Below are 25,010 nucleotides of genomic sequence, written 5' to 3' on the forward strand. Positions count from 1 at the left end.
CGCCTAAAAAGACTTCTACTCCACAATACAAAAAAACTGAGACTTACATCTCAGTTTTTCTTCATTAGCCAAATACTTTTTTGAGTACTTCACCAACAGTTGTCACACCAATGACTTGAATATTATCTGGAATATCAATACCTGATAGAGAATTCTTTGGTGCGTAAACTTTGGTAAAGCCAAGTTTTGCCGCTTCGTTGATACGTTGTTCAATACGTGTCACACGACGAATTTCACCAGTCAAGCCAATTTCACCGATAAACGCTTCTTGAGGATTAGTTGGCTTTTCTTTGTAACTTGAGGCAATAGCCACCGCAACAGCCAAATCAATCGCTGGTTCATCAAGCTTAACACCACCAGCTGACTTAAGATAAGCATCTTGGTTCTGCAAAAGAAGCCCACAACGTTTTTCAAGAACCGCCATAATAAGACTAACACGGTTAAAATCAAGTCCCGTTGTCGTACGTTTGGCATTTCCAAAAACAGTCGGTGTCACCAAAGCTTGAACTTCCGCCAAAATTGGACGACTGCCTTCCATGGTTACCACGATAGCTGAACCAGTCGCACCATCCAAACGTTCTTCTAAGAAGACCTGACTTGGATTGAGCACTTCGACTAGACCACCAGATTGCATTTCAAAAATGCCGATTTCATTAGTTGAACCGAAACGGTTTTTCACCGCACGTAAAATACGGAAGGTATGATGACGTTCCCCTTCAAAGTAAAGAACTGTGTCCACCATGTGTTCAAGCATACGAGGACCCGCAAGCTGCCCTTCCTTTGTCACATGACCAACGATAAAGGTTGCGATATTATTGGTCTTAGCCAATTGCATAAGCTCTGCTGTTACTTCACGCACTTGAGATACCGAACCTTGGACTCCTGAAATATCAGGGCTCATAATGGTTTGAATCGAGTCAATAATCAAGAAATCAGGTTGAATTTGCTCGATTTGTGCGCGAATGGCTTGCATATTTGTCTCAGCATAAAGGTAGAATTCATTGTCAATGTCGCCAAGACGCTCACTACGTAATTTAATCTGCTCAGCTGATTCTTCACCAGACACATAAAGAACAGTTCCTTTGTCTGCTAACTGAATCGAAACTTGCAAAAGAAGCGTTGATTTTCCGATACCTGGGTCACCACCAATAAGCACCAAACTACCTGGCACGACGCCGCCACCAAGCACTCGGTTAAATTCATCCATATCAGTCTTGGTACGTGAATAGTTAATCGAGCTAACATCCTTCAACTTGGTTGGCTTACTCTTTTCACCCATCAAACTAACACGCGCATTTTTAACCTCTTGCACTTCAACTTCTTCAACAAAAGACGTCCAAGACGAACAGTTCGGACAACGCCCTAAATATTTCGGAGAATGATAGCCACACTCCTGACAAATAAACGTTGTTTTTTTCTTAGCGATAGCTCATTACCTCCTTGCTTAGTTTCTTACCTTAAGGCCTTATTTTCCTGTTGACCCAAATCCGCCAGTACGTACGCCGTCTGCTTCGTCACCATCAGCAACCAAGAAAGGCATGAAAACACCTTGAACAATGCGTTCGCCAGCTTCAACGACGACAGTTTCATCTGTGATATTTTTCATTTGCGCAAAGATATGTCCTTCATTTGCGGGATTGCCATAATAATCACCGTCAATGACACCAACTGAATTAATCAAAACCAAACCTTTTTTACGTGGATTTGATGAGCGGTCAAAAAGATAAAGCACTTCGCCAGCTTGCATATAAGCTTTGACACCAGTTGGCACCAATTTAATCTCACCAGGTGCGATTTCTGTTGTGACAGCCGCTTTCAAATCATAACCAGCCGCATGTGCTGTTTCACGTTTTGGTAGCAATGTTTCATCTGTGAATTGTGAAACCAATTCAAACCCTCTAATTTTGCTCATTTTGTCTCCTTAATTATCTATTCGTATTAAATTTCTTTTCCTTCAAAGGTAAAGCGAATGTGTGGGAATTCTTTTTCACCATCTTTTCCAACCATAAATTCCTTAGCTTCTTTTTTGATTTGATTTAAATCAACACCTTGGATTTTTGCTGCAAAGACACAGCCACAATAACATTGACGGTAGATATCATATTCTTCACACATTTCAACTGAACGGCGGTAGCCATTGTTTTTCTTGAAATCACTTGGCAAATATTTAGTCGCATAAACTTTTTGGACTTCAATACCAACACTGTTGATGACTTGAGAATTTTTGTGTGGACTGATTGTTAGTGCACTGGCAAAGTAATCATATCCAAGCTCAACTGCCATTTTAGCAGCTTTATCCAAACGATAATCAAAGCAAACCGTACAACGTTCTCCACCTTCAGGTTCATCCTCTAAGCCATGAACCTTTTGGAAATATTCTGATGGGTCATATGGTGCCTCAATGAAATCAACAGTATTGCCTGTTTTTTCATTAAATTCTGAGATGAACTTTTGCACCACATAAGCACGACGAAGATATTCATCTTTAGGGTGAATATTTGAATTAGCAAAATAAACCGTCACATCAGCATATTGCGTTAAATATTCTAAAGTATATGTCGAACACGGTGCACAACAAACGTGGACAAGAATTTTAGGCCTTACTTCTTCTTGCGCCCAACGCTTTGCCATTTGTTGCATGACACGGTCGTAGTTGATTTTTTGATTGGGATTCATCTTAGACAGAATCTCTTCTAAATCAATCACCTGATAAGTCTTCCTTTCCTATTCCTGTTAAGTCATTTCATTATACCACAAGTTATTTTACAAAAACATATCGACGTTTTTCTACAATATAGCTTCCATAAAAATATGACAAAACTCACCTTTTCTAATAAACAAAGACAAACAGACTGCTCTTATGATATAATGGAAAATGTAATCTTGCTCGTTTAAGAGAGGAGTAAAAATGACAAGACAAAAAGTTGCTGTCTTAGGGCCTGGTTCTTGGGGAACCGCTCTTGCACAAGTATTAAACGACAATGGACATGAAGTTTGTCTATGGGGAAATATCCCAGAACAAATCGAAGAATTAAATACGAAACACACAAATACTCGCTACTTCAAAGATATCACTATCTCTGAAGACATCAAAGCGACACTTGATTTAAAAGAAGCACTTACAGATGTTGATGCTATCTTGTTTGTTGTTCCAACAAAAGTAACACGTTTGGTTGCAAAACAAGTCGCTGAAACACTTGACCACAAAGCTGTTATCATGCACGCTTCTAAAGGTCTTGAACCTGGAACACACGAACGTCTTTCAACAATTCTTGAGGAAGAAATTCCTGCTGAATTGCGCTCTGAAATCGTCGTTGTCTCTGGACCAAGCCATGCTGAAGAAACAATTGTTCGAGATATTACTTTGATCACTGCTGCTTCAAAAGATCACGAAGCTGCTAAATACGTTCAAAAACTCTTTAGTAACAATTATTTCCGTCTCTACACTAATACTGACATCATCGGTGTAGAAACAGCTGGTGCCCTAAAAAACATCATCGCTGTTGGAGCTGGTGCCCTTCACGGTCTTGGTTTTGGTGACAACGCTAAGGCTGCTGTCATCACACGTGGCCTTGCTGAAATTACGCGCCTTGGGGTTAAATTGGGAGCTAACCCTCTCACTTACAGCGGACTTTCTGGTGTCGGAGACCTTATCGTAACAGGAACATCTGTTCACTCTCGTAACTGGCGAGCTGGTGATGCTCTTGGTCGCGGTGAAAAACTCGAAGATATCGAGAAAAACATGGGCATGGTTATCGAAGGGATTTCAACAACTAAAGTTGCTTATGAGCTAGCCAAAGAATTGGATGTTTACATGCCAATCACAAGTGCTATCTACAAAGTCATCTACGAAGGTGCTGACGTTCGTGATAGCATTCTTGGCATGATGTCAAATGACTTCCGTTCAGAAAACGAATGGCACTAAAATTAAAATTATAATATAATTTAATTCAGCATAGTTTATTTATGAAAAGGAGTTCTCGTATGAGTATGAGAAAAGTTAGAAAAGCCGTTATTCCCGCTGCTGGTCTTGGAACACGTTTCTTGCCAGCTACAAAAGCACTCGCTAAAGAGATGCTTCCAATTGTTGACAAACCAACCATCCAATTTATCGTCGAAGAAGCCTTGAAATCAGGTATTGAAAATATCTTGGTTGTTACTGGTAAATCAAAACGTTCTATCGAAGACCACTTTGACTCAAACTTCGAATTAGAATACAATTTGGAACACAAAGGGAAAACTGATCTTCTTAAACTCGTTAATGACACTACAGCCATTAATCTTCACTTCATCCGTCAAAGTCACCCTCGTGGACTTGGTGATGCTGTCCTTCAAGCTAAAGCTTTTGTAGGCAACGAACCATTCGTCGTTATGCTAGGTGATGACCTTATGGATATCAACAACGATAAAGCTGTTCCACTTACAAAACAATTGATTAACGATTATGAAAACACACACGCATCAACAATTGCTGTTATGCCTGTACCACACGAAGAAGTTTCATCTTATGGTGTTATCGCACCTCAAGGCGAAGGAAAAGACGGACTTTACAGTGTTGAAACATTCGTTGAAAAACCTGCACCTGAAGATGCACCTAGTGATCTTGCTATTATCGGTCGCTACCTTCTTACTCCAGAAATCTTCAATATTCTTGAAACTCAAAAACCTGGAGCTGGTAATGAAATCCAATTGACAGATGCTATCGATACTTTAAACAAAACACAGCGTGTTTTTGCGCGTCAATTTAACGGTGATCGCTATGATGTCGGTGATAAATTCGGCTTCATGAAAACTTCTATTGACTATGCCCTTGAACACCCACAAATCAAAGATAATATGAAACAATATCTTATCGAATTGGGAAAAAAATTAGAAGCTGAATCAACTAAAAAAGAAACTAAATAATATGCTATAACATAAAAAAGTTCCTCTAGACACTGTCTAGAGGAACTTTTTATTATAACTTTAATGTAAAGCCAAGACAATCAAGAAAAGACTTAAGCCAACGTAAGCCGCTGCCGCCAACCAACGTTGCCATGGTTTAAACATACCTTTCTCCACAAGCGTTGGTAAAAAGATGGCACATAAGACACCCCCCACAAGACCACCAATATGACCAGCAATCCCAATACTTGGAGTAAATAAATTAAAAATCAAATTCACAATAATCAAAGCTTGATAATTTCTACCAAGTTCTTTCAAATAAGGATTTCTTCCAAAATACCCAGCAACCATAATCGCCGCAAAAACACCGAAAAGCGATGTTGAAGCCCCCGCAGCAATCACGTTTGGCGTAAAGAAAAGCGTAAAGATATTCCCAACAATCCCTGATAAAACATACAAAGCTAAAAACTTATGATGTCCCCAAATTTGCTCTGCCAATTGTCCGACAAAATAAAGCGTCAACATATTAAAGAAAAAATGTTCCCATCCAATGTGCACAAAAATCGGAGTTACCAAACGCCATAATTGGCTTGGAAATAGGCTAACATAAGCTCCACACATTCCACCAGCATTAAAAATCGCTTGGTTGGATGTGGCATTTCCAAAATAAATTACCTGCATGGCTATAAAAACCAAAGTCGTTAGAGCCAGCAAAAAAATCGTCACTGGACTTTTTTTAATAACGTTTTTCATCGACTAAATACCTCCATAACAGCGACATCATGACTGTCTGGCTGAAACTCTACTTTCTGACACTCATAAATCGTACTGATTGTTTTGCCTTTATAATCCACTAAATACCTGTCATAATAGCCAGCTCCATATCCAATTCGAAAACCATCTTGGTTAAAAACAACGCCTGGCACATGAATCAAATCGATTTCTGACTTATCCACAGCTTTGTCACAAGCAGGTTCCCACAAGCCAAATGATGTTTTCACCAAGTTATCCACATCATAGAGACAAAAAATCATTTTGCCGTGTGGGTAAGTCTTTGGTACTAAAATGGTTTTGCCATCTTTTTGAGCTTGTTTAATCAATAATTCGGTATTGTACTCAAAATCAAAAGCTAAATAAGTGGCAATAGTATCCGCTTTTTGATAAGCAGAAGATGCTAGCAACTCATCTAATAAAGCCTTATCTTTCAAGGCTTTTTCTTTTCTATCTTGATGTTTTAAATGAGCAATGATACTCTTTCGTAAGGGTACTTTTTCCATGCTTTTATGATAACACAAAACCGAGATTTTACTCAGCAAAAACCTTAAAATTTACTTTAAGGTTTCTTTAAGGTTTCTCCGATATACTGTATCTATCCTAAATAGCGGTTCTCCCAAACCGCTGGGAATTGGCTCTTTTGGAGTTATTCCCTTTTCATAAATCTCCTGGACATGATTGAAAAATCATGTCCTTCCCTTTTTAAGCCGCTAGCTCCCAATAGCGGCTTTTTTTATTTTTCAAATACAAAAAAAGGTAGCAAGACTAAAAACTTGCTACCTTTTTAATGACTTGCTTTTTCTTTCAAGAAAGCTGAAATTTCACTAACCGCAAACGGAAGAGCTGCTTCATTTGGACTCATCTTAGGATGGTGAAGAGCGTAAGGTGTTTCAACTCCTAACCAGAACATCACTCCTGGAATTTTATTTAACAAATACCCAAAATCTTCTCCAGTCATAGCTGGCAAACAATCAATCAAATGAACCGCTTCTCTGTTTCTAAAGAAATCCATAAGTTCACTTGCTAGTTCAGGATTATTTTCTACAGGTAAATAACCACCCTGCTTAAGGTTTACATCAACTTCCATACCAAAACTTGCTGCCACTCCTTGGGCTATCTCTGTTACACGTTTTTGAATTAAGAGACTCATCTCCTGCGTTAACGTTCGGATAGTCCCGTGCAACTGCGCGGTTTCAGCAATAACATTATTAGTAGTTCCAGAATGGAAAGACCCAAAAGTGACAACACCACCTTGAATAGGATCAACATTTCGGCTGACGATTGTCTGTACCTGAGTGACAAAATAGGACGCCGCAACCAAGGCATCGTTAGCTTCGTGTGGAAAAGCTGCATGTCCGCCTTTTCCTTTAAACGTCACCAAAACTTCACAAGTCCCTGCAAATAAAGTTGAGGTATTTGTCGCGATATCACCAACTTTAAAATCAGGTCTCACATGAAGCCCATAAAATTCATCTGGCTTCCAATCTCCAAAAGCATTATCTTGATACATCAGCATGCCACCAGCCTCATTTTCCTCAGCTGGTTGGAAAAGGAAAAGAAGATTATTTTTAGGCTGTACTTGTACCAATTCATTTAACAAACCAAGAGCAACTGTCATGTGCATATCATGACCACAAGCATGCATACGTCCTTCATGTTGACTAGAAAATGGTAGACCCGTCTCTTCAATCACTGGCAAGGCATCGATATCTGTGCGCCAGCCAATGGTCTTCTGAGGAGCTGAACCTTTTAAAAAGACCAAAATACCAGTTCGCCAAGTACGTTGTTCAACAAAATTTTTTCCAGCTGTGATTTCTGCAATACGGTCTAAAAGGTAAGCTTGAGTTTTAAATTCCTCCAAACCAATCTCAGGAATCTGATGCAAATCACGACGAATTTTAATTAAATCTAAAGTCATATTGTTTCCTTTATTTTTTAAAAGCTTGAGAGAATTTCCCAAGCCTTTATATCTCTTATTATAAATTACGCAAAGCGTCTTCAAGCGCTGTTTTTTGTTGTGTTTTGGCATCAATTTCTTTAATGACACGTGCAGGAACGCCTGCTACCACAACATTTTCTGGAACATCTTTAGTGACAATAGCTCCCGCTGCTACGACAGAACCATTACCAACTTGAACACCTTCGATAACCACGGCATTAGCACCAACAAGAACATTGTCACCGATGCGAACTGGTTCAGCTGAAGCTGGCTCGATAACACCTGCAAGAACAGCACCAGCACCAATGTGACTGTTTTTACCAACAATAGCACGTCCACCAAGAACAGCACCCATATCAATCATTGTCCCAGCACCGATTTCAGCACCGATATTGATAACTGCTCCCATCATAACAACGGCATTGTCACCGATAGTCACTTGGTCACGAATAATCGCACCTGGTTCAATACGAGCATTAATATGGCGTTTATCAAGAAGTGGCACTGCTGAATTACGACCATCTTGCTCAACAACATAGTCTTTGTTTTCAGTCAAATTAGCCAAAAGTGGTTCAACATCTTTCCAGTCACCAAAAAGCACATTGCCAAGTTTTAGGACGTTTTCTGGAACTGCTGCAGCCAATTCACCTTCAAATGTCACCTTAACATTTGTCTTTTTCTCCGCATTCCCAATAAACGCAATAATCTCTTGAGCCGTCATTTTTTGTGCAGTCATATTTAAGATACCAAGAGTGTTAAATAGCAGAAATTCGCCTTTTCTAATACTTTAGCTTGGGGTAATAAAAACCACTCCCTTGCCAAACACTCTATTCCTTCCATTCAAAGTTAGTTAATTGTATACTATTATAACAAATATTCAGAAAATTTGGAAAGAATTTTTATTAAAAAATCACTCAGCAAAAACTGAGTGATTAGTTTATTATTGAATATCTAACTTAACAACTGCTGGTTCAGCTGTAAATGAGAAACTTGGTTCTACTTCGACTTCGATATCACCACTACCGTTAACGCCGAAATATTGGACAGCACCTTCAAAACTACGTCCTTTTGAAATAGAATCTAAAGTTCCACCATTTGGATAAGTATCCATTTTTTTACCATTCACATATAATTCCAAATCATCACCTAAGACATAATCATCATCTGATAGATTATTAACGTTATAAGTAACTTTCAGAACTTTTTCTGGATTAGTATCAGCAAATTCATTACGTTCATCAGACCATTCAGCACCAGTAATAGTGATTTCCGCTTCATCTTTAAAGGTAATAACATCACCTACTTTATAAGTCTTCCCTTTATCCTGTGAACTTTCTTTTGTTGATGAAACAGCTGATGTACTTTCACTTTTTGCACTTGAACTAGCACTTGTGTCTTTTGAATCGCTATCACCACCCATGTTGGCAAATACTCCAATAAGTACAACTGCTGCTAATACAATAAACCATGCACGTTTATAAAAAGGCTTCTTTTCAACGTACACTTTACCATCTTCGGCTTTGATTTTTTTAGCCATCTTTCCTTCTCCATTTTCCTTAAAATTTCCTCAATTATATATATATATATATATAAATTGTCAATAGGTTTCAGAAATTTTTTTGATAAATTTTGAGGAAATTTTCACATGCAAAAAAAGCTTCCAAAAGGAAGCTTTCTATCTGTGTATTGATGAATTAAAGACGTGCGTTCAATTCAGCTGACAAGTCTTCAAATCCTGGTTTACCAAGAAGAGCAAACATGTTTTTCTTGTATGCTTCTACACCTGGTTGGTTGAATGGGTTAACAGCGTTAAGGTAACCTGAAAGACCGATAGCCAACTCGAAGAAGTAGATTGTGTAACCAAGAGTGAATTCATCTTGTTGAGGAAGTGTCAAGAACATGTTAGGTACGCCACCGTCAGTGTGAGCAAGAAGTACACCATCAGTTGCTTTTTTGTTTACGAAGTCAACATCTTTACCTTGAAGGTATCCAAGACCATCAAGATCTTCTGACAATTCAGGGATAACAACGTTTTTACGTGGTTTATCAACACGAACAACTGTTTCGAAGATGTTACGGTAACCTTCTTGGATAAATTGACCAAGTGAGTGAAGGTCAGTTGAGAAGTTAGCAGATGTTGGGTAGATACCTTTTTGGTGTTTACCTTCTGATTCACCAGCTAATTGTTTCCACCATTCACCAAAGTATTGAAGTGATGGTTCGTAGTTAGCCAAGATTTCAGTGATGTAACCTTTACGGTAAAGTACGTTACGAACTGCAGCGTATTGGTAAGCGATATTTTCTGAGATTTCAGCAGAAGTCAATTCTTTACGAGCAGCGTTAGCACCGTTCATAAGAGCTTCGATATCGATACCAGCAGCAGCGATTGGAAGAAGACCTACAGCAGTCAATACTGAAAAACGTCCACCAACGTTATCTGGAACAACAAATGTTTCCCAATCGTTAGCAACAGCTTCAACTTTAACAGCACCTTTAGCTTTATCAGTTGTAGCGTAAATACGTTTGTTAGCTTCTTCTTGACCGTATTTTTCAACTAGAAGTTCTTTGAAGACACGGAAAGCGATAGCTGGTTCAGTTGTAGTACCTGATTTAGAAATGATGTTAACTGAGAAATCTTTGTCTTTAACGTATTCAACAAGGTCTGCAAGGTAAGTTGAAGAAATTGAGTTACCAGCGTAAAGGATTTGTGGACCTTTACGATCTGCAGGTGCTTGAAGGTTGTAGAAGTGATTGCTCAAGAAATCGATAGCAGCACGTGCTCCAAGGTAAGAACCACCGATACCGATAACGACAAGAACTTCGCTGTCTGATTGGATTTTAGCAGCAGCTTTTTGGATACGAGCAAATTCTTCTTTGTCGTAGTTTTCAGGAAGGTCTACCCAACCAAGGAAATCAGAACCAGGTCCTGTACCTTTACGCAAATATTCGTCAGCAACGTTGACTTGTGTTTGCATGAAGTCGATTTCTTCTTGTTCGACGAATTGACCCAACAATTTTGAATAGTCAAATTTAATATGTGTCATTACAATACTCCTCAAAAAATTAAATTTCTCTTCTATATTACTCTTTTATGCGCTTTTTTTCAATCATTTTTGCTAAATATTCCTATAAAATAAAGCGTTTCACAGCCTCTTTCTAACTTACTGAAAACTTTCATGAAACAATCACTTTTCAATGAAAAATCCCAGCTATTAAACAACAAAAATAGCACATCAGAAAATAAAAAAAAGAGCACACACCTACAATCGCTTAGGGCTGCTGGATTCCTCCCCTGACCCGCTTCACGCGCAGATGTTGCTCCGAAGAATATTATATCATAAATTTTTGATTATGCAAATTAGCACTGTTCCTTAGCAGCACGCTTGGCAGCCTTCTTTTTCTCACGATTTTGACGGAAAAAATCTTGCATGATTCCAGCGCACTCTGCTTCAAGAATGCCAGTCTCCACCTCAACACGATGATTGAGGCGAGTATCAGTCAAGATGTCATACAAACTACCTGCACCGCCAAATTTTTGATTAGCCGCCCCGTAAATCACTTGCGGAATACGGGCAAGCCCAATAGCTCCGCTACACATGACACAAGGTTCAATGGTGACAAATAAAGTACTCTCCAGCAAACGCCAGTTTCCTTCATTCTCATTGGCTTCGTTGATAGCCATAATTTCAGCATGTAAGATTGCTTTTTGCTGTTCTTCGCGCGCGTTGTGCCCGCGTCCAATAATCTCACCATCTTTGACGATAACACAGCCAATAGGAATCTCATCCTTTTCCAATGACTTCCTAGCTTCCTTGAGCGCTTCACCCATGAAATATTCTTTTTCTTCCTGTGTAAATTCAGCCATTAGAGCTCTCCAAGTTGCCATGATTTGTGTGGTTCAGCCAAATCAACAGGAACACCTTCAGCATAAATTTGTGCTTCTTCTTTAAGAACTTGAAGATGATTTTTAGCATCAATACCTTGTGGAGGTACTGGTGGTGTATGTGTCAAAACGAGTGATTTAACACCTGCAGCTTTAGCAATTTGTCCAGCTTCTTTTGTTGTCAAATGTGCTGGGTGATTTTCATTACCAGCATAAAGATAAACATCTGCTAAAAAGAGATCTGCGCCTGCGGCGAATTGTTCCAAATCAGCAAAGTAACCAGTGTCACCAGTAAAGACAAGTGTCTGACCTATAGCACGTTCTACAATTCGAAAAGCGTAACAAGGAACGGGATGAACAGTCTTAATAAAGGTAATATCAAATGGACCAATATGCTCAACACCAGAGACATTATAGGCTTTCCCTTCAGAGACACCAGGCAAAGTCAATTTAGCAAATTCCCCCTCATCCTCAGTGTGTCCATAAATCGGCAACACTTTTGGTGTCCAAAGGTATTTTGGATAAAGTTGGAAATAATGACGCAAGACACCCAAATCAGCAATGTGATCAGGGTGATAATGTGAAATAATCACCGCATCCAAATCAAGTGGACTGATTTCTTTTTCTAGCTCCGTAACGGCACGACTTCCGCAATCCATAAGCAATTGAAAACCATCTTCACTCGTAACGAGATAAGAGGTTGTTCCGCCATCTTTATAAGGGTATGCACCCCAGCAACCAAGTGTTGTGAGTTTCATAAGCGACTCCTTCTCTAGTTATACTTACTCACATTATAACAGAAATAGACGCTTTTTTAAAAAGACTGTTCTCTTATGCCAAGCCTAATTTATCTTTAAATTTATAAGCAATAGTACTAGCAACCACAGCTTTAATTGTATCCCCAGGAATAAAAGCAAGATTTGATAAAAGCGATGTCACTAAAGGCATGTGCATGTAGACAGAAAGATAAACAGCTCCTGCCACATCAACAAACAAAACTCCACCAAGTAAAATCGCAACTAAATAACTGATAAATGATGTATTTTTAAAGCCCTTCAAAACCAAATTAACTAAAATTGGCACGAAAAACCAAGCAATGACATAACCAGCTGTTGGTCCAGCCAAAACGGCAAATAGAGTTCCTCCTGAGAAAGCTGGTAAAAGCATTCCTAAAAGGAAAAATAAAAGAATTGATAAACTCCCCTTCTTCCAACCTAACAAAACTCCTGCTAACATGACTCCCAAATTCTGCAAAACAATTGGAACAGGAATAAATCCCAGTGGAATGGCTGGAATGAAGCCCAAAATAACCAAAATAGTTGCCATCATGGCAATGTAAAGTAAATCCCTGACGTTTTTCATAACCTACTCCTTTGAAAAATAAATAGTCTCATGTAACTGACACTTTGGATTAAAGGCATGGTGACAATAAGGGCAAAACCCTTTTTTATACTCCGTAAAAGTTAACGTATGACGACAACTGCCACAAAGCACAGGTGCATCATCGTCTACCGAAACAGGCTCAAAAGGGTGATCTCGCAACTGGTCATGACACTGATAACAAGCAAAATATTCCTGACACTTGCCACACTTCAAAGCAACAACGTCACGTTCTGTGTGATAATGTTGGCATCTTCCCTCACTATCAAGATCAATTCCATAAATCATTATAATCACCAACCTTTTAACAAAGTTTACTACTTCATTTTATTTTAGTCAACTATTTTTTATATATAGGTTAACACTTTTTGAGATTCAAGAAAAAAAGCCTGAAACAATCGTTTCAAGCTTCATAATATATTAGAAATTACGGTCACTCTTATTGTAGCCATAACGTTCAAAGAAATCTTCACGGAATTCCAAAAGATTATCATCCATGATTGCTTGACGAACTTTTTTCATCAAGTTTACAAGGAAGTAAAGGTTATGGTAACTTGTCAAACGAAGACCAAAGGTTTCATCAGCTTTGAGAAGATGACGAATATAAGCACGTGTGTAATTACGACATGTGTAGCAATCACAATCATGATCAAGCGGTGTGAAATCTTCGGCATAAGCTGCATTTTTAACCACTAAACGTCCTTCACTTGTCATACATGTTCCGTTACGAGCGATACGTGTTGGAAGCACGCAGTCAAACATGTCGACACCACGGATAACACCATCAATCAAGCTATCTGGTGCACCAACCCCCATAAGGTAACGTGGTTTATTTTCTGGCAACATTGGCACTGTGAAATCAAGCACCGCATTCATTTCTTTGTGTGATTCACCAACAGCTAATCCACCGATTGAATATCCCGGGAAATCCATGCTGACCAAGTCACTAGCTGATTGGCGACGAAGGTCTTTGAAACCAGCACCTTGCACGATACCAAAAAGCCCTTGGTCATGTGGACGACGATGTGCTTTCAAGCCACGTTCAGCCCAACGACTTGTACGTTCGATTGATTTTTTAACGTAATCATACGGTTGGTAGAATTGAGGGCATTCATCAAAGCTCATCATAATATCTGAACCAAGGTTATTTTGGATCGAGATAGCTTTTTCTGGTGACAAGAACATTTTTTGACCATTAAGGTGGTTTTTAAAAGTAACCCCTTCTTCGGTAATGTTACGTGTTTCAGCCAATGAATAAACTTGGAAACCACCACTATCTGTTAAGATGGCTTGATCCCAGTTCATGAATTTGTGAAGACCACCAGCACGAGCAATGAGCTCATCTCCTGGACGTAACCAAAGGTGATAAGTATTTGATAGGATAATTCCTGAACCCATTTCTTTAAGTTCTTCTGGTGATTGTGTTTTAACTGTTGCTTGTGTCCCAACTGGCATGAACATTGGTGTCGGGAAAGTCCCGTGTGGCGTGATGATTTCACCCAGACGAGCTCCAGTGTGTTTTTCTTTTTTAATTAAACGATATTTAATCGGATAATCTGTCATTTTTTTCTCCTAGCTACCACAAAAAACAGTTGTGGGCATTTTTGATATTGTCATGATTAGAAGTAATCAGACAGAGAACGAATCTAATATCCAGACTCTACTATGTATTGCTTTTAAAAAGCGCAACCTTTACGATTTTACCAGAAATCACATTATTTGTCATGTTTATATGTTTTCGTGTGACTTATCTAATACAATATGTTATAATGGAGACGTGGAAGTATTTACATTTTAAGGAATTTTTAAAGGAGGTCTATATTATGAAAGCTTCAGAAACTCGACAAAAAGCTAGAGAATTTCTAAAAACTCTCTCTGGCAAGTATCAATTGTTTATTGTTTCTATCATCTTGGCGATTTTAACTATTTCAGTGACTTATCGTGAATCAATTTATTCTTACAATGGCACTGAAATTAGCGTCACGCAATCTGTTCCAAGTATCATCGGAATCCTATCAGCGCTTTTCCTTGCTTCAGCAAGCTTTGCAGTTCTTGATGTAATGCGTCACAAAGCTGATCACGTTGAAGTTGGCGATAACATGCGCGTCTTCTCAAACGAATTGTTCGGTAAATACGTCGTAACCGCAATTGTTAAATGGGTATTCCTCTTCTTGTGGTCATTAATCGCTATCGCTGGTATTATCATTCTTTCTGCTGGGGTTATGTTTGCTGCTACAGATGATTCTGCTGCAGGCTGGGTTATTGTCCTTATCGGCTTTATCGTGATGATTGCAGGTTTTGTCCTTGCAATTATGAAAGAATATGCATACAGCATGACAACTTACGTTCTTTATGACGATGTCACAAATGGTACTTATGAAGGTCCTCGTAGCGTTATCGCTAAAAGTACTAAATTAATGGATGGAAATAAATGGCGCTACTTCTGTCTACAATTCAGCTTCATTGGTTGGATTATTTTGACTGCTCTAACATGTGGTCTACTTCACTTCTATACTTTGCCATATATAACAACCGCTAACCTCTTCTTCTACGAAGATTTACGAGAAAAAGCTGAATAATAAAAAGCTACAGTTTTACTGGAGCTTTTTTGTACCCTGATATTCAACCAAAAAGAAGATGTTTCTCACATCTTCTTTTTTAATCTTCTTTATGTTCTTCTCGATAAGCCATGAAAGGTTCTCCTGCTGCTTTAAGCTTTTCTTGGCATTTTGGACAAATCCCGTAAGCAGTCAGCTGAACCTTGGTAATCATGTAGCCTGTTTGTTCATAAGCTTCTTTTCCAATATCAATAGCATCGACATCCATAAAGTCTGCAATATCACCACAATATTTACAAACAATGTTGATATGCTGGTGTCCCATGAAATCATAGTAAGTTGTTGGGTCGTTAGTCACTTTTAACTCAGCAACAAACCCTTCTTTAACCAAGATTTTCATGTTATTGTAAACTGTTGCCAAACTCATATTAGGATGTTCAGGCAACAAGTCCTTATAAATCTTTTCAGCACTTGGGTGCTCATGACTATTTATGATATAAGCGATAATGGCCTTACGAGTCTCCGTAATGCGAATGTGCTTCCTTTTGAGATGCTCGATAACATTTTCATAGGCATCCAAAGGACGGTGATGGGTATGAATGTCCATTATGGCTCTCCTATTCTATAGATTAAAGTCATTATAACATAGTTTAACTGTTACTCGTATCGACATGCTCATTCATTTTATTATAAAAATCTGACGATTTCAAGTTTTCAAAGTAAAAGTCTCTTATTTTTTCTAAAAAACGCTTAAAAACTGGTTTTTAGAGCATGAAAAAATGAGAAAACTCTTTCTTGAAAAGTCATCTCATTTTCACTAGTATTTTCAAAGAATTATTTTATAACCCTTGGTACTCAATCTTAATACACTTGTTCATGACGATTTTATCACGTCCAGCAGCCTCCAATATATCTGCAGCTTCTTGACTTTCTAAGCCCAATTGCGCCCAGAAAACATCAGCATCCGTTTTGATAAAGTCTTTGGCAACTTCTGGTAGGAAATCACTTCGTCTGAAAACATCCACAATATCAATATGGACAGGAACATCTTGAAGCGAAGCATAGACAGTTTCACCAAGAACCTTTTGACCCGCAAGGCGAGGATTGACCGGAATAATGGTGTATCCTGCTTCTTGCATAATCTTTGAAACGCCATATGCTGGGCTATTTTCACGGTAAGACAAGCCGACAACTGCAATGGTTTTAGCATTTTTAAGATAAGATGCAATCACATCTTGGCTAGGATTTTGAAATGATGTCATTTAGCTGCCTCCTTTTATTGCGTTTTTCTTAAGTATAGCAAATCATTGATTTTCTGCCTAGCAAAAAGGAAATGACTGTATCAGCCACTTCCTTTTCATTTTTTCTATTTTGCTTCGTACCATGTTTGGCCTGCACTTTCGTCTGCCACAAGTGGGACTGAAAGTTCAATGGCTGATTCCATGGTTTCTTTGACTAATTTTTCAATAGCTTCTAGCTCGTCTTTTGGTACTTCAAGGATAATTTCATCGTGCACTTGTAGAAGCATTTTGGTCTTGAACCCACCATCAACAAGAGCTTTATCAAGGTTAATCATAGCGATTTTGAGAATATCAGCTGCGCTACCTTGAATTGGTGAGTTGATGGCTGTACGCTCTGCAAATTGACGTACGTTGAAATTGCGAGCATTGATATCTGGCAATTCGCGACGACGGTGGAAGAGCGTTTCAACATAGCCTTTATCTTTGGCATCACGCACCACGCGCTCCATGTAGTCTTTAATACCTGGGTAGCGTTCGAAGTAAGTCTCAATGTATTGTTTTGCCACTTTACGTGGAATACCCAGATTGTTAGCAAGACCGTAATCAGAAATTCCGTAAACAATACCGAAGTTAACAGCTTTGGCGTTACGACGGTCATTTGGTGTGACGTCTTCAGCTTTTTCGATACCAAAGACACGCATAGCTGTTGAGGTATGAATATCTGCTCCTTCACGGAAAGCCGCAATCAAGTGTTCATCATTTGAAATATGAGCTAGCACGCGTAACTCAATTTGTGAGTAGTCAGAGCTCAAAAGCAATTCGTCTTCTGTTTCTGGGACAAATGCCTTACGAATTAAGCGACCTTGTTCCAAACGAACTGGAATGTTTTGCAAGTTAGGATCAACACTAGACAAGCGCCCTGTTTGCGTCAAATCTTGCAAATAACGCGTATGAATTTTGCCATCTTTCAAGATAAAATCTTGCAAACCAACGATGTAAGTTGATTGAAGTTTAGCGATTTGACGGTATTCCAAAATCTTAGACACGATTGGTGAGATTGGGGCCAAGCGTTCCAAGACATCTACTGCTGTTGAATAGCCTGTCTTAGTTTTCTTAGTGTAGCTTGTTGGCAATTGCATCTTGTCAAAAAGCAATTCTCCCAATTGTTTTGGTGAATTAATGTTAAATTCCATGCCAGCAAGGTCATAGATTTCTTGTGTCAATTCATCAATAACAGCTTGGTTGGCTTTTTCCATGTCTTGCAGCGTTTCTTTCTTAACCGAAATACCAGCGATTTCCATCTTAGCAAGAACGTTTGCAATAGGTTGTTCCATGTCAAAAAGAAGGCTTGCTTGTTGATGCTCTGTCAACTTGTCTAGCATGGCTTTTTCAGAGTGGTTCAAAACGACAATCTTACGAGCCAAGTGGCTAAGAAGCACTGCTTTGTCTGGCACGGCGCGTTTAGCCCCTTTACCATAAACCGCTTCATCGCTATCAAGAACATACTCTGTATAAAGACGAGCAATCGTTGATAATTCATTGTCATCCACGGTTGACAAGAGGTATTTCGCTAAGCGGCTGTCAAAAGCTGGCGCAGGCAAATCAATTCCTAAATGACTGAGAAGCACTTTGCTGCGTTTGAAATCATAAGTCTTGATTGGTTTAGCTAGCGCTGCTTTGAACAAATCGTCCTTAAGCAACTCAAGGTTTGTTGAGGCATAGATTGCCTTGTCATTTCCCCAAGCAAAACCAATGATGTTTTCAATATGATAATTATCACCTAAAATTTCAAAATAGAAAAATTGGTCATCGGTAAACATATCAGCGCTTAAGCTGTCCACTTCAGTGTAGGCAACGTCAAATTTTTCTTGTTTCTTAGTAGCACCAAGATTGTCTTTAAACTGTTTGAAGCCCATTTCATCATAAAATGGCACAAGTTTTTCTAAGTCTGGTCCGCTGTAATTAATATCATCTAAGCCAATCGCAATCGGCGCTGTGATGTTAATTGTCGCCAAGGTCTTAGATAAGAAAGCTTGCTCTTTATCATTAATCAAGTTTTCTTTCATTTTAGATTTCTTCATGCCGTCGATGTTTTCGTAAACACCTTCAAGGCTTCCGTACTCTAAGAGAAGTTTTAGACCTGTTTTTTCACCAACTTTTGTAACACCAGGTATATTATCTGATTTATCTCCCATAAGAGCTTTGAGGTCAATGAATTGTTTTGGTGTGATTCCCATTTTTTCCATGAGGTAAGCTGGGGTGAATTCTTCAAACTCAGCCACACCTTTTTTAGAAATTTCAACAGTTGTGTTGTTATCCGCCAATTGGATAAGGTCTTTATCTCCACTGACGATTGTAACATCATACTCATCTTCGTTTTCAGCTAATTTATCAAGCGTTCCGATGATGTCATCAGCTTCATAGTTTTCCAACTCATACCAGTTGATACCCAATGCTGTTAACATTTCACGGATGTATGGCAACTGCTCACGGAATTCATCTGGTGTTTTAGCACGACCAGCTTTGTAATCTTTGTACATTTCCGTACGGAAAGTTGTCTTTCCAGCATCAAAAGCCACCAATACATGCGTTGGCTGAACTCTTTCTAATAAATGATTGAGCATAAGGTGAAAACCGTAGATAGCATTGGTATGAAGACCTGCTCGGTTCTTAAAGCGATCAATCTGATTGTAGAGTGCAAAAAAGGCACGATAAGCAACGGATGAACCGTCAATCAATAATAATTTTTTCTTGTTTTCCATGGCTTTATTATAACACATCTTGAGCATGCATTTTAACTTAAAAGGTGCTCAAAAAACGATAAAAATAATCCTTTCTATTAAGATTTATTTAAGCCAGTGCTCTTATACTGTAATCATTCCTAAAACTTTCACAGCTAGCTTTGCTAGCTCGTATCCATCCACTTCTCCCAGAGACTGGATGAATGTATCTTTTTCATAATCTCCTTAAAGTCTAGCTCTGCTAGGCTTTTTGTATTAAAAAACACTTCCGTACTTGGAAGTGCTCAAAATTTATAAACCATTTAATAACAGCATTAAAAGTGGAACCACAATGATGGTCAAAATAGTTGATTCAGTCACCATAATGGCTGCATAATCACTATCTGCCCCATAAAGCTTAGCCACAACAGGTGCATTGGTCATAACAGGCATGGCTGATTGAATGATAAAGACTTCTTTCATCAGCTGTGGCATTTGGGTCTGCTTCACGATAAGCATCATCAAAAGCGGAGCAATCACAAAACGACCAACTAAAACCAAGACATTGTCTTTTGTAAAACGCAAGCGTGACAGCCCTGCATTTGCCACTGAAATCCCAATAAAAATCATTGATAAGGGGATAGTCAAGTTCCCCAAATATTGAAAATCGCTGAGTAAAAAGGCTGGCAAGTGAATGTTCAAAAGAACTAAAATCACCCCAACAATAAAGCCTAACAATGGTGGCGAGAAAATTTTCTTCAAGGTACCACGGAAATCAAGAGTCACCTCTTTACGACCATCTTTTTGAATCAAATAAGTTCCGATAGTCCAAAAGAAAGTCGTATTACACATATAATAAACCAAAACATAGGGAATACTTTTATCACCAAAAAGCGCTTGATTGATTGGAAGACCAACAAAAATCGTATTCGAATTAAAGAACATGGAAACAAACAAACCTTGATGTTTTTTATCAATCAAGAATAAGTGTGCCACTGCCACAGCAATTGCTAATAAAATCACCATAGACAATGCTGGAAAACGCAGTTGCGGCAGCATCTCTAACAGTTCCTTTGCCGTAAAACGACCGACAATGGTTGAAATCATATAACATGGCAGAGCCACCTGAGTCACTAACTTAGCAATCAAATTTGATGATTTATCATCAAACCAACCTTTTTTAGCCAAGACATAGCCAACCATGACCATGATGAGAATAATCAGAACACCTGAAAAACTAGTCACAAACCTTGTCATTGCTTACTTCCTTTTCATCTTTTAGTTTCAGTATAGCATATTTTTACCGCTTTCTTAACCTCTAGAACAAATATTCAAAAAAAGCTGGGAAAAACTTCTTCCCAGCAATAGTTTTAATGATTATCCTCGTTTTCTGAATCAAAAACTTGTTCGACATGTTCATGAATATCTTCTTTAATCTCATCTGTTTCAACCACAGATTCTTCACCCAACTGTTGGTATTCTACCTTGTCTTTCTTAGTAAATTGCTTATTATCGTCATATTTTTTAGAAATCAAAGAAATCATGCGGCGACGCAAATGTTTTTCGTCCTGCACATTACTTTTTTCACGAATCCAAGCTTGAAGCAAAACAACCAACATAACCAAACCAATGTAACCAAGCACAGGATACATGACAGAAACCAATTGTTTAAAGCCAAGGAAGGACAAGACATACCCAGTCACGACAAAGATAACCATGTAACGTTTAAATTGACCCTCACCTTTATTTTCAGAAAAGCGTTTAGCTAGAGCGTAATAAAGACTAAAGGCTGTGTTGAAAATAAGTCCAAATACGACAAGGGAATAAGCAAAAGCAAACCAAGGGTGGATTTCATTGGCAAGTACTAACATTGGAATATCTGCAGAAGCAATTTTCCCAACACTTACAAATAAAACAAGCGATGTTACGGCAATAATGACACCAACAATAGCTCCACCAAGAGTTCCACCTTTTTCAGCCACACCAATGCGGATAATAGAACCACCAAGTACAAAAGCCATTGACACTCCAGTCATGACACAAAGGGCAAAGTAATTAAGAACTGACAACCAAACATTTGGCATATTTGTCGGTAAGGATTTGGCTAGCGTATTGAGTTGTGCAAAATCAAATGAGTGTCCAATAAAGGTATGTCCCGCAATAATTAATACCATGACAATGACGATTGGGGTAAATATACCAATAATCTGAGTAATCTTCTCGAAATCAAGGAAACTAACAAAAATCACAAGGAGGGCACAGATTAAAGCTCCTAACCAAGTCGGTAATCCAAATTGTTGATTAAGGTTAGACCCCGCACCTGCTATCATGACAAAACCAATGACATAACAAGATACAATCAAGGCAATATCTAAAATCCAGTTCGTTATCGGGTGTGCTATTTTTGATAGAACCTCCGAGTGATCATTTGAACGATAATAACTACCAAAAGTCACGATAATACATCCAAAAATGGCGTTTAATAACCCTAAAACAACAACTCCGACCATTCCCCAGATACCAAAACTAACAAAGTATTGCATCAAATCTTGACCTGAAGAAAGCCCCGCACCTACGATAACACCAACGTAAGCAAGCGCAATTGAAATAATTCGTTTAACCATTTTTCCTCCTTTAGTTAACAAATCACTCTAACTAGGTTAACAAAAACAGATTAACACTAAATAACTTTCGTAACGCTAAATTGACAGTTGTTAATTTTTTCTTTCTTTTTTAACTTTTCTAACACAAGAAAAGCAAGCAGATTCTTTCACCCTTATTTTAACACCAAACCCTACTAGAACTGTGATTCTAGCAGGGGGTCCACCATAAAATTAGCGACTAGCATTATTATAAAAATTAGGAATCAAACTAAGAACTTTGTTGGTATTATAATAAAAAACACGCTTACCATCTCGGATTTTATTTACCAAACCAGCCTCTTTTAACAAAGTCAAATGATGAGAGATTGTTGGCTCACTGACACTTAAAATTTGCGATAAATTTTTGGTTGTCTTTTTTCCTTTATTTAAGTTAACTAGTATATCAATTCTCACCGGATCCGATAAAATTTTAAAAGTGTTGGCCATGACTTGTCGCGAAAAATTTCCTATATGTTGCGAATTTATATCATAAATGATGGTAATACCATTTTTAAGCCGATTTACTCTAACATGGGGCCAAGTCACAGAACTTGGAATGAAATATAACTTTTCTCCATTATCTAGCTTATAAACGTCATCTTCCTTAGTTTGAATCTTAATCGAATCATTATTCCAATAAATTTGATTGGAATCAATGGTGCTAATGAAATTTATAAATCCTTTTTCTGCAATATAATCCCTTTGTTTTTTGACATTATGGTTCAAAATATTAATCAAATTTGAATTCGAAACCAATTCTTTAAAATAGGTATCATGATATTCCCTCAAAAAAGAAAAAAGCTTCAAAAAAACCAAATTCTGATTGCACTTCAAATCATGTACTAACTCTGTGTTATCGAATTCCTTGAGTTCCTGAATCAAATCATCAACATTTTTGTTAAAAAAACTAGTTCCTAAATGAGATAGCTGCAGTTCTAGGCACTTATCTTCAAGAATCATCTCTTCCATAAAAAAGCTAGGAACAGCCTTCCTATAAAGTGGCGAAAAATACTTTAACTCAGCTAATGTTTTACAATCCATCTGTTTTCGAGTTTCAATAGCCCATGCGGTCATTAGACCATGCCCCTCAGGATTTAGCAAAACATGTAAACTACAAAAAAGCTCACTAAGAGGTGAAAAAATGCTACGACAATTATTATCCATCGAACGAATATTTTCCACTAATTGTTCTGAAAAATTGATTGTAATCGTCATTAACTGCCCCCTATGAAATCCTAAATTTTTCTCCTAGCTAAATTATTGACAACAATTGCCCCAATTGTTAAACAAGCTCCAAAAATTTCAATGGCTGAAATCCGGTAACCTAAAAAGACTTCTACCAAAAAAGTCACAATTGGCACCAAATTCATGAATAACGAACCATTCTGAGGTCCTAAAAACTTATTCCCAACATTCCACATCAAGACACCAATAACACCTGAAAAAATACTCATGTATAATAATTGTCCTTGAACAGATTGTAAATCAGATAAAGATGGAGCATTAGAAATATTCATTTTTGTTAGAATAATTATAACAAAAATCGAACTGATATTCCCAAATAAACAGCTTAAAGTCGTATATTTTAATGGTGACCAACTTGGATAATGACTAACACCGATTGTATAAAATACCCAAGCAAATACGCTTAAAAAAATTAAGATAATTGGTTTCAAAAGATTCTTTTCTTGCTGAAAAATAAAAATATTTCCTTTTGTAACAACTAAAAATACTCCTAAAAGAGAAACCGAAACCAAAATCAAACTCAAAGTTAACCAACCTGGAAATTCTCTTTTATAAACCCATAAAACCAAAATAGAAACCATTGGAATTAAAGCCATTAACAAAGAGGCTAATATTATTCCTTGAGTTCCTGCCATCTTTTGACCAGCAAAAACTAGAAAATTGTAAGCACAAAAAGCCATTGTTCCTAAAAAATAAATGCCAATCAATTGACTTTTGTTAACCGTAAAGCCACCTTTTCCCTCTCTCAAAAAAAGAATCACTGACAAAACAATTGCTACAATCAAATACCTTATTAAAGTAAACCAATATGGGTCTATTACATGTAAGGCACTTCCCGCAATTGGCCATTGAGCACCAAACATTACCCCTGCAATCAAACAACTACAAAAACCTGTTAAAAATTTATTTTTTGACATAATAACTCCTAAACTTCTTCAAAAACTCCTGCTTAATCTCTACCAATCTAGTCATATCATTCATTTGCGATACCTTATACCCTACATAATAAGGTGACACTACAAAGCGAGGAACAACTTTACACATGACTTTAGCTTTACTTCTGAAAAAGAAAAGATTATAAGAGCGACAATTTCCTAAAAAGTAGTCTTTAAGCAAATACATGACAACATTTTTAATAGCATCCGCAAAATAATCCAATTTATTCTGACTTGTGATGATATTAAATTCGCAGAAACCCATTATTGGCTCAGTTGATAAATTGATTTCAGCATGATAACTATCCTCTTCACATACAGTAAGCCCTTCAAAATTTTCAGTTTTTAAAGCTTCATAGACGTTTTGGGATTCAAATCCTACTATTTGCAGGTGAGGATGACGCAAACTACCGCCTGATAAAGGCCCATAATTTTTAAACATTGCCACGCTTTGAAATGTTTTCTGCGATTGCATGCTAGAAAATTTATCCATTGCATATCGAATCAACTGCCGATTATAGTCATAAGTATAATTTGAAATATCTCCCCAATGATCATCAGACTCGATAATAATCGTTTGATAAGTTTCCTCTAACGTTCGATATTTATTTTCCAACCAAATCATTGCTCCATTTTGATCAAGAATATTTGTCAACTGATGAACCTGACAAAATGGACAATCACTACTATCATCAGGCTTTTCTTTTGCAATTTTAGGATTAAAAATCAATGGTTTCATAATCTCCCTCCTTTTAACTGTAAATTATACTGAATCACTCCTCCCATTCCAATCTATTGTGATTTTTTGA

25 protein-coding genes and 1 other RNA gene are annotated in these 25,010 nt (G+C 37.8%); 3 read left to right on the forward strand and 23 right to left on the reverse strand.

What is annotated here, in order from left to right; all coding sequences use genetic code 11:
* Positions 1-64: 64 nt before the first annotated feature.
* Genes radA through JG537_RS03240 form a run of 3 tightly spaced genes read right to left on the reverse strand, consistent with a single transcriptional unit; the run spans position 65 to position 2,706 of the window.
* Positions 65-1,426: a DNA repair protein RadA gene (gene radA / locus JG537_RS03230; RefSeq protein ID WP_199543608.1), complete on the reverse strand. Its 1,362-nt coding sequence runs from the start codon at positions 1,424-1,426 to the stop codon at positions 65-67.
* Between the two features lie 39 nt (positions 1,427-1,465).
* Positions 1,466-1,912 carry a dUTP diphosphatase gene (locus tag JG537_RS03235; protein ID WP_074480130.1) on the reverse strand — a complete coding sequence of 149 codons (447 nt, stop codon included), beginning with the start codon at positions 1,910-1,912 and terminating at the stop codon, positions 1,466-1,468.
* A gap of 26 nt (positions 1,913-1,938) precedes the next feature.
* Positions 1,939-2,706: an epoxyqueuosine reductase QueH gene (locus tag JG537_RS03240; RefSeq protein ID WP_074482378.1), complete on the reverse strand. Its 768-nt coding sequence runs from the start codon at positions 2,704-2,706 to the stop codon at positions 1,939-1,941.
* Positions 2,707-2,908: 202 nt separating this feature from the next.
* Between JG537_RS03240 and JG537_RS03245 the strand changes: the two genes are divergently transcribed.
* Both JG537_RS03245 and galU read left to right on the forward strand, forming a co-directional pair.
* Complete coding sequence (locus JG537_RS03245; RefSeq protein ID WP_199543532.1) at positions 2,909-3,925, forward strand: NAD(P)H-dependent glycerol-3-phosphate dehydrogenase; 1,017 nt, start codon at positions 2,909-2,911, stop codon at positions 3,923-3,925.
* Between the two features lie 65 nt (positions 3,926-3,990).
* Positions 3,991-4,905, forward strand: a complete 915-nt coding sequence (gene galU / locus JG537_RS03250) for a UTP--glucose-1-phosphate uridylyltransferase GalU (protein ID WP_199543610.1) — start codon at positions 3,991-3,993, stop codon at positions 4,903-4,905.
* Positions 4,906-4,965: 60 nt separating this feature from the next.
* Here galU and JG537_RS03255 read toward each other — a convergent pair whose 3' ends face one another.
* From JG537_RS03255 to tgt, 12 genes are all read right to left on the reverse strand, one after another.
* The gene (locus tag JG537_RS03255; protein ID WP_132869015.1) at positions 4,966-5,637 is read right to left on the reverse strand and encodes a rhomboid family intramembrane serine protease; all 672 of its coding nucleotides are present in this window, start codon (positions 5,635-5,637) and stop codon (positions 4,966-4,968) included.
* Positions 5,634-6,161 carry a 5-formyltetrahydrofolate cyclo-ligase gene (locus JG537_RS03260; RefSeq protein WP_132869014.1) on the reverse strand — a complete coding sequence of 176 codons (528 nt, stop codon included), beginning with the start codon at positions 6,159-6,161 and terminating at the stop codon, positions 5,634-5,636. Before JG537_RS03260 ends, JG537_RS03255 begins: the two co-directional genes overlap by 4 nt.
* A gap of 281 nt (positions 6,162-6,442) precedes the next feature.
* Entirely contained in the window at positions 6,443-7,576 is a 1,134-nt protein-coding gene (locus JG537_RS03265; RefSeq protein WP_199543533.1) for an N-acetyldiaminopimelate deacetylase, read from the reverse strand.
* A 58-nt stretch (positions 7,577-7,634) separates the two neighbouring features.
* Positions 7,635-8,333 (reverse strand): 2,3,4,5-tetrahydropyridine-2,6-dicarboxylate N-acetyltransferase, encoded by a 699-nt coding sequence (gene dapD, locus JG537_RS03270; protein WP_132870035.1) that lies wholly within the window; start codon positions 8,331-8,333, stop codon positions 7,635-7,637.
* A gap of 204 nt (positions 8,334-8,537) precedes the next feature.
* Positions 8,538-9,134 carry an immunity protein gene (locus JG537_RS03275; protein WP_132869656.1) on the reverse strand — a complete coding sequence of 199 codons (597 nt, stop codon included), beginning with the start codon at positions 9,132-9,134 and terminating at the stop codon, positions 8,538-8,540.
* A 157-nt stretch (positions 9,135-9,291) separates the two neighbouring features.
* Complete coding sequence (locus JG537_RS03280; RefSeq protein ID WP_132869657.1) at positions 9,292-10,641, reverse strand: glucose-6-phosphate isomerase; 1,350 nt, start codon at positions 10,639-10,641, stop codon at positions 9,292-9,294.
* Between the two features lie 197 nt (positions 10,642-10,838).
* Positions 10,839-10,924, reverse strand: an RNA gene (gene ffs, locus JG537_RS03285) — signal recognition particle sRNA small type.
* Between the two features lie 31 nt (positions 10,925-10,955).
* Positions 10,956-11,462, reverse strand: a complete 507-nt coding sequence (gene tadA / locus JG537_RS03290; RefSeq protein WP_199543534.1) for a tRNA adenosine(34) deaminase TadA — start codon at positions 11,460-11,462, stop codon at positions 10,956-10,958.
* Positions 11,462-12,238 (reverse strand): MBL fold metallo-hydrolase, encoded by a 777-nt coding sequence (locus JG537_RS03295; protein ID WP_199543535.1) that lies wholly within the window; start codon positions 12,236-12,238, stop codon positions 11,462-11,464. Before JG537_RS03295 ends, tadA begins: the two co-directional genes overlap by 1 nt.
* A 73-nt stretch (positions 12,239-12,311) precedes the next feature.
* A complete protein-coding gene (locus JG537_RS03300; RefSeq protein ID WP_199543536.1) occupies positions 12,312-12,842 on the reverse strand; it encodes a biotin transporter BioY in 531 nt (176 codons plus the stop codon).
* Positions 12,843-12,845: 3 nt separating this feature from the next.
* Positions 12,846-13,148, reverse strand: coding sequence for a CHY zinc finger protein (locus JG537_RS03305; RefSeq protein ID WP_213085472.1), 303 nt, complete (start codon positions 13,146-13,148; stop codon positions 12,846-12,848).
* Between the two features lie 132 nt (positions 13,149-13,280).
* Positions 13,281-14,423 (reverse strand): tRNA guanosine(34) transglycosylase Tgt, encoded by a 1,143-nt coding sequence (tgt, locus tag JG537_RS03310; protein WP_199543550.1) that lies wholly within the window; start codon positions 14,421-14,423, stop codon positions 13,281-13,283.
* Positions 14,424-14,683: 260 nt separating this feature from the next.
* Here tgt and JG537_RS03315 point away from each other — a divergent pair, with 260 nt between their 5' ends.
* Positions 14,684-15,439, forward strand: coding sequence for a DUF975 family protein (locus tag JG537_RS03315; RefSeq protein WP_132869395.1), 756 nt, complete (start codon positions 14,684-14,686; stop codon positions 15,437-15,439).
* A 79-nt stretch (positions 15,440-15,518) separates the two neighbouring features.
* On the opposite strand, the gene perR is transcribed toward JG537_RS03315, so the two are convergent.
* The 8 genes from perR to JG537_RS03355 all read right to left on the reverse strand — a co-directional run bounded on the left by perR (position 15,519) and on the right by JG537_RS03355 (position 24,940).
* Positions 15,519-16,025: a peroxide-responsive transcriptional repressor PerR gene (gene perR / locus JG537_RS03320; protein WP_132869396.1), complete on the reverse strand. Its 507-nt coding sequence runs from the start codon at positions 16,023-16,025 to the stop codon at positions 15,519-15,521.
* Between the two features lie 232 nt (positions 16,026-16,257).
* Complete coding sequence (locus JG537_RS03325) at positions 16,258-16,680, reverse strand: CoA-binding protein (RefSeq protein ID WP_132869397.1); 423 nt, start codon at positions 16,678-16,680, stop codon at positions 16,258-16,260.
* A 104-nt stretch (positions 16,681-16,784) separates the two neighbouring features.
* Positions 16,785-19,421, reverse strand: a complete 2,637-nt coding sequence (polA, locus tag JG537_RS03330; protein WP_199543566.1) for a DNA polymerase I — start codon at positions 19,419-19,421, stop codon at positions 16,785-16,787.
* A 270-nt stretch (positions 19,422-19,691) separates the two neighbouring features.
* Entirely contained in the window at positions 19,692-20,636 is a 945-nt protein-coding gene (locus JG537_RS03335) for an AEC family transporter (protein WP_132869398.1), read from the reverse strand.
* A 113-nt stretch (positions 20,637-20,749) separates the two neighbouring features.
* Complete coding sequence (locus JG537_RS03340; RefSeq protein WP_132869399.1) at positions 20,750-22,003, reverse strand: YkvI family membrane protein; 1,254 nt, start codon at positions 22,001-22,003, stop codon at positions 20,750-20,752.
* A 210-nt stretch (positions 22,004-22,213) separates the two neighbouring features.
* The gene (locus JG537_RS03345) at positions 22,214-23,236 is read right to left on the reverse strand and encodes an ArsR/SmtB family transcription factor (RefSeq protein ID WP_074564569.1); all 1,023 of its coding nucleotides are present in this window, start codon (positions 23,234-23,236) and stop codon (positions 22,214-22,216) included.
* Between the two features lie 20 nt (positions 23,237-23,256).
* A complete protein-coding gene (locus JG537_RS03350; RefSeq protein WP_199543568.1) occupies positions 23,257-24,183 on the reverse strand; it encodes a DMT family transporter in 927 nt (308 codons plus the stop codon).
* On the reverse strand, positions 24,170-24,940 hold the full coding sequence (locus JG537_RS03355; RefSeq protein WP_132870008.1) for a DUF4931 domain-containing protein: 771 nt from the start codon (positions 24,938-24,940) through the stop codon (positions 24,170-24,172). Before JG537_RS03355 ends, JG537_RS03350 begins: the two co-directional genes overlap by 14 nt.
* Between the last annotated feature and the right edge of the window lie 70 nt (positions 24,941-25,010).

Source organism: Streptococcus vicugnae (assembly GCF_016461705.1).
Classification (GTDB): Bacteria; Bacillota; Bacilli; order Lactobacillales; family Streptococcaceae; genus Streptococcus; species Streptococcus vicugnae.